Origin of the sequence: Pseudodonghicola flavimaris (assembly GCF_030164425.1) — a bacterium.
GTDB lineage: Bacteria > Pseudomonadota > Alphaproteobacteria > Rhodobacterales > Rhodobacteraceae > Pseudodonghicola > Pseudodonghicola flavimaris.
Genome location: NZ_JASNJD010000045.1, coordinates 1 through 4374, shown reverse-complemented (window position 1 = coordinate 4374; position 4374 = coordinate 1). Strand labels below are relative to the sequence as shown.

Annotated in this window: 3 protein-coding genes; all 3 read left to right on the top strand. The window is 69.8% G+C overall.

Translation table 11 applies throughout. The annotated features are described in order from the left end of the window. The coding region (locus QO033_RS25060) for an alpha-ketoacid dehydrogenase subunit alpha/beta (protein WP_284483418.1) at window positions 1–2139 on the top strand (2139 nt) is incomplete at its 5' end. A gap of 21 nt (window positions 2140–2160) precedes the next feature. Then, window positions 2161–3396: a pyruvate dehydrogenase complex dihydrolipoamide acetyltransferase gene (locus QO033_RS25055; RefSeq protein WP_284483417.1), complete on the top strand. Its 1236-nt coding sequence runs from the start codon at window positions 2161–2163 to the stop codon at window positions 3394–3396. Window positions 3397–3401: 5 nt separating this feature from the next. After that, window positions 3402–4199 (top strand): shikimate dehydrogenase family protein, encoded by a 798-nt coding sequence (locus QO033_RS25050; protein ID WP_284483419.1) that lies wholly within the window; start codon window positions 3402–3404, stop codon window positions 4197–4199. Window positions 4200–4374: the final 175 nt, after the last annotated feature.

Sequence of the window (4374 nt, the reverse complement as noted above, 5' to 3'; positions counted from 1 at the left end):
TCGGATGAGGATCGCAGTGCGCTGGACCCGACGGTCGGGCGGACGATGCTGAGCCAGCTGCATCTGATCCGCGCCTTTGAGGAGAAGGTGCTGGAGCTTGCCGGGCAGGGGCTGGTGCATGGGCCGGCGCATTCCGCCATCGGCCAGGAGGGCGGCGCGGTGGGCTCTGCCCTGGCGATGCGCGGCACCGACCAGGTGAACGGCTCGCACCGGGCGCACCACCAGTTCCTGGCCAAGGCGCTGGCCTATGCCGCGCCCGAGGGGATCGACCCGGAGAAGAGCTTCGGCGAGACGCTGCGGCATCTGTCCAGGCGCACGCTGTCGGAGATCCTCGGTCTCTCCGAGGGGTTCTGCAAGGGCCGTGGCGGCTCGATGCACCTGCGTTGGGCCGAGAGCGGCAACCTCGGCACCAATGCCATCGTCGGCGGCGGCGTGCCGATGGCGGCGGGCGCGGCCTGGGCGCATAAGCAGGCGGGCACCGGCGATGTGGTCTATACCTATTTCGGCGATGGCGCGGTCAACATCGGCTCGGTTCTGGAGACGATGAACATCGCCGCCGCCTGGAAACTGCCGATCTGTTTCTTCATCGAGAACAACCGCTACGCCGTTTCCACCCATGTCGCGGAGGTCACCGCCGAGACGCGGCTGTCGGCGCGCGGGCTGGCCTTCGGCATCCCGGCGCTCAGGGTCGACGGCATGGACCCGTTGTCGGTCTATCTCGCCTCCGAGGCGGCCAATGCCATCATGCGCAAGGGCGATGGCCCGGTGGTGATCGAGGCGGATGTCTACCGCTATTTCCACCAGAACGGCGCGCTGCCCGGCTCCGCCTTCGGCTATCGCAGCAAGGAAGAGGAGCAGGAATGGCGCGGCCGCGATCCGCTCGATGCCATGGCGCGGGACCTGATGGAGCGTCAGATCATCGGGGCGCAGGCGGTCGCGGACCTGCGGGCGCAGTGCCAGGCGCTGATGGAGGAGATCGCCGGCGAGCTGATCGAGGAGGTCGACGGCAAGCGCCGCATCAGACCGGCGCTCTGGCCGGAGGAAAGCTTCCGCGATTTCGGCCTGCGCGGCGATCTGTCGGAATTCGACGGCGCCCGGTTCGAGGAGCAGGAGGCCTTCTCCGGCACGCTCAAGGACAACGTGAAGTTCATCGACGCGGTGGCCGATGTGATGATGCGCCGGATGGAGACGGACGAGCGCGTGGTGGTGCTGGGCGAGGATGTGCACCGGCTGAAGGGCGGCACCAACGGTGCCACCAAGGGCCTGTCGGAGCGGTTCCCCGACCGCTGTCTCGGCACCCCGATTGCCGAGAACGCCTTCACCGGCCTCGCCGCCGGCATGGCCGCCGACGGGCGGGTGCGCCCGGTGATCGAATTCATGTATCCGGACTTCATGTGGGTGGCGGCGGATCAGGTGTTCAACCAGATCGGCAAGGCGCGCCACATGTTCGGTGGCGACAGCGCCATGCCGCTGGTGCTGCGCACCAAGGTGGCGATGGGCACCGGTTATGGCTCGCAGCACTCGATGGATCCGGCGGGCATCTTCGCCACCGCGCCGGGCTGGCGCATTGTCGCCCCCTCGACGCCCTATGACTATGTCGGGCTGATGAATGCGGCGCTGCACTGCGAGGACCCGGTCCTGGTGCTGGAACATGTGGATCTCTACGCCTCGAAAGGCGTCGGGCCGGTGGGCGATCTCGATTACATGATCCCGCTGGGCAAGGCCAAGGTGGTGCGCGAGGGCACCCGGGTCACGGTGCTGACCTATCTGGCCATGGTCGAAAGGACCCGCGAGGTGGTCGAGCGCCTGGGCGTGGATGCCGAGATCATCGATCTGCGCAGCCTCGACCGTGCCGGGCTCGACTGGGAGACCGTCGAGGCCTCCATCGCGAAGACCGGCAATGTGCTGATCGTCGAACAGGGGGCCGCGGGCACCTCCTATGGCGGCTGGCTGGCGGATGAGCTGCAGCGCCGCTGTTTCGATGCGCTGGATCAGCCGATCAAGCGGGTGCATGGCGCCGAGGCCTCGCCCAGCATTTCCAAGGTGCTCGAGGCGGCGGCCTGTGCCCGGCCGCAGGACATCGAGGCGGGGCTGCGCGAGGTCATGGCCGATCAGGGCCTGCCGCTGGCGGCGGAATAAGGCGAGAGAAGGAGACATAGGATGCCCAAGGAAATCATACTGCCTTCGCTGTCCGCCGGCATGGAAGACGCGGTGATCGCCACCTGGCTGAAGGCCGAAGGCGAGGCGGTGCAGGCCGGCGAGGCGCTGGCCGAGGTGGAAACCGACAAGGCGACGATGGAGTTCGAGGCGGAGACCGACGGGGTGATGGGCCGGATCCTGGTCCCCGCCGGGGACCGCGCCGATGTGAATGCGGTGATCGCGGTGCTGTTGCTGGAGGGCGAAGACGCCTCCGTCCTCGACGGCTATGCCCCGGGTGGCGCCCCGGGCGGGTCGGCCGCCGCGGAGACGGTCGCGGCGCCCGAGGCGGCGCCGAAGGCCGAAGCCGCCCCCGCCGCGGCCCCCTCCGACAAGATCGCGGCCTCGCCGCTCGCCCGCCGGATCGCGGCGCAGAAGGGGGTGGAGCTGACCGGGCTCAGCGGCTCCGGCCCGCGCGGCCGGGTGGTGCGGATCGATGTGGAGCGCGCGGCGGAGGCCGGGACAGGTGCCCCTGTCATGGCTCCCGCCCCGGCGCCCAATCTGGCCGGCATCGGTGAGCACGAGGCCATCCCCCACACCGGTATGCGCCGCACCATCGCGCGGCGCCTGCTGGAGTCGAAGACCACGGTGCCGCATTTCTACCTCGAGGCCGATTGCGACATCGAGGCGCTTCTGGCGCTGCGGGCGCAGGTCAACGCGGGGCGCGAGACGGCGGAGCGGATTTCGGTCAACGACTTCATCGTCAAGGCGGTGGCGCAGGCGCTGGTCAAGGTGCCCGCGGCCAATGCGATCTGGACCGACGAGGCGGTGCTGCAGCTCAAGTCCGTCGATATCTCCGTCGCGGTCGCCACCGATGGCGGGCTGATCACGCCGGTGCTGCGCAATGCCGATCAAAAGAGCCTCGGCGCACTGTCCTCGGAGATGAGGGCGCTGGCCGCGAAGGCCCGCGACGGCCGTCTCAAACCGGATGAGTACCAGGGCGGCGGTTTCTCGCTGTCGAACCTCGGCATGTACGGGGTCAAGCGGTTCTCGGCGATCATCAACCCGCCGCAGAGCTGTATCCTCGCCGTCGGCGCCGCCGAGAAACGCCCGGTCGGGCGCGGCGATCAGATCGTTCTGGCGCCGGTGATGAGCGTGACGCTGTCGGTCGATCACCGCAGCGTCGATGGCGCCGTGGGGGCCGCCTGGCTGGCCGCCTTCAAGGCCGGCATCGAGACCCCGATGGGCCTTCTGCTGTGACCGCGATGATCACCGGACAGACCCGGACGCTCGTGATCCTCGCCGATCCGATCGCCCATGTGCGCACGCCGCAGGTGCTGAACCCGCGGCTCGAGGCGGAGGGCGTGGACGCGGTCCTGGTGCCGCTCGAAGTGCCGCCCGAGGCGCTGGAGGCGGCGCTCAGGGGGCTGGCGGGGGCGCGCAATTTCGCCGGCGCCGTGATCACCCTGCCGCATAAGACCGCGGTGCCGGCGCTCTGCGATGCGCTGAGCGACAGGGCGGCGGCGGCGCAGAGCGTCAACGTGGTCCGGCGCCGGCGGGACGGCTCGCTCTACGGCGATCTGCTCGATGGCGAGGGCTTCGTGCGGGGCTTCGAGCAGACCGGGGTGACGCTCTGCGGCAAGCGGGTCTTTCTCGCCGGGGCGGGCGGCGCGGCGAGCGCCATCGCCTTCGCCCTGGCCGGGCGCGGGGTGGCGGCGCTGACCATCGCCAACCGGTCGGCGGCGAAGGCCGGGGCGCTGATCGCGCGGCTGTCGGCGCGGTTCCCCGATGTGGCGTTCACCGCCGCCGCCGATCCCGCCGGGCATGACATCGCGATCAACGGCACCTCGCTGGGGCTCCGGCCCGGCGACGCGCTGCCGTTCGATCCGGACAGGCTCGACCCCGGCACGCTGGTGGCCGAAGTCATCATGCAGCCGGCGACCACCGCGCTGCTGCGTGCCGCCACGGCGCGCGGGCTGACGACCCATCCGGGACGTCACATGCTGGAGGGGCAGTTGACGGAACTGCTCCGGTTCCTGACCCATGAGGAGGACGAAAAATGAGTTTGACACTCGAAGACCTGCGCGCCACCGGGCTGCTGCGCGATGCAAACCTTGTCGCCGGCGACTGGATCGAGGCCGCTCCCACCACCGCCATCGCCGTCCACAACCCCGCCGACGGCACCCGCATCGGATACGTCCCGAAACTCGGGCGCGCAGAGGTCGCCAAGGCGATCAA